General features: G+C 55.1%; 1 protein-coding gene. It reads right to left on the reverse strand.

All coding sequences use genetic code 11. The features are described 5' to 3' along the window. Positions 1 to 1,396: group II intron reverse transcriptase/maturase (gene ltrA, locus V5T57_RS20565; RefSeq protein ID WP_442918254.1), on the reverse strand; the 1,396-nt coding region annotated here is incomplete at its 3' end. Positions 1,397 to 1,773 lie beyond the last annotated feature (377 nt).

Below are 1,773 nucleotides of genomic sequence, written 5' to 3' on the forward strand. Positions count from 1 at the left end.
GAGATTGAAGTCTCTGTCTTTGTCCAAGCAGAGATAGAAGACCAAGACGATCAAAGAACTTCTTGGGAAAGGCAGCATTCATGTGGCTGGCCCCGGCATTCCACCACGCACCGCGTTGGTTGGTTGCCGAGCGCCAAGCACGCTCCTCTGTCAGTTCCCGTTTTATCAGGTTTCTGGCTCGTCTGTAGGTGCGTTTCCATTGACGCCAGATGATGGCTCGTAGCTTTCGCCGAATCCATCCGTCCAGATCCTCGAAAATACCCTTCACTTCCGAAAGCTTGAAATAGTTCGCCCATCCCCGAAGGACTGGAGTCAAAGACCCAATGAACCTTTGAAGATTGCGGCCTCTTCCCATGCGAAACTGTTCTTTGAGTTTGCCCTTGAACCGTTCCACACTCCCACGGGCTACCTTCAGCCTCGGGACTTTATGAAAGGTCATGCTGTACCCTAAGAACGTCCGCTTCCACGGGCGGTCTACCGCACTCTTCTCCTGGTTCACCTTGAGCTTGAGTTCCTCCTCAAGGTGTCGGCTTACCGTGGCAAGCACCCGTTCACCCGCCTGCTTCGATGCAACATAGATATTGCAATCATCTGCATAGCGACAGAAGGTATGCCCGTCACTCTCAAGTTTCTTGTCCAGATCATCCAACAGTATGTTGGACAGCAGAGGTGACAGCGGCCCACCCTGCGGTGTGCCTTGGGTGCGCGGAGATACTGCGCCCCCTGCCATCATCCCAGATTCCAGGTATCTCCGTATTAACTTCAATACCCGTCCGTCCCCGATCTTCCGCGCGACCCGCGACATCAATATGTCGTGATTCACCCGGTCAAAAAACTTCTCCAGATCCAGATCCACCGTCCAGCGCTTGCCGGATGCTACATGATCCCGCGCCTTGCGCGCCGCATCATGGGCACTCCGACCCGCCCTAAAACCATAGCTGGAGTCTGAAAAATCCTTATCAAATATCGGCTGCAATACCTGATTCAACGCCTGCTGGATCAGTCGGTCCAATACCGTCGGAATGCCCAACATGCGCACCCCTTTTCCCCCAGGCTTCGGTATCTCTACCTTGCGCACCGGTTGCGGCATGTAACTTCCTGCCAGCAGTTCCTCTTTGATCCGTGGCCACGCCTGTTTCAAGTAACCTACTAACTCGGATAGCGGCATGTTGTCCACACCTGCTGATCCTCGGTTACTCTTCACTCGGTGTAGCGCACGCCTCATGTTCTCCCTCTCGACCACTGCTTCCAACAAACAACCGTACTCCAGGCTCGGCTCATCTCTCATCGCCGTGGGGTTTGGCACGCCATCCGGGTACACAGACGGATTCCGTCCGCTGCACTCCCCAGTAGCTCCGCACATCTCAGTGCGGTCATCTGCGCCTACCTCCTCCATCGAGACTCAAGCTCCTCACCTACTCCAACATGTTCGGGCCTTCAGGATGGTCGATATCCCTACTATGCCCTCGGCTGACTTCTGCACGCCCATCCCAACACCTCTCGATGTCAGTAGCACATGGCAGGCATGCAGATCTCCCCGGGTAATGCACACGCACCTTCACGCTTATATCTGCCGCATATACGTCCATGCTCTCCGTACAGGTTTTGGACTTTAGAGATAATCGCCTCCTCATCCAGCATGACCGCCTCGTATGCGATTCCTGTTCGTCAGATCAGCGCTTTGCCTTCGGCTTCCTTCAGATCCCACCTCGCGGTGGACACCCTTGCCGTTCGGCTAACAGTTCCCCCTGTAGGGCCTGTAGAGGACTCGCA

It is taken from the genome of Magnetococcus sp. PR-3, from assembly GCF_036689865.1.
Classification (GTDB): Bacteria; Pseudomonadota; Magnetococcia; order Magnetococcales; family Magnetococcaceae; genus Magnetococcus.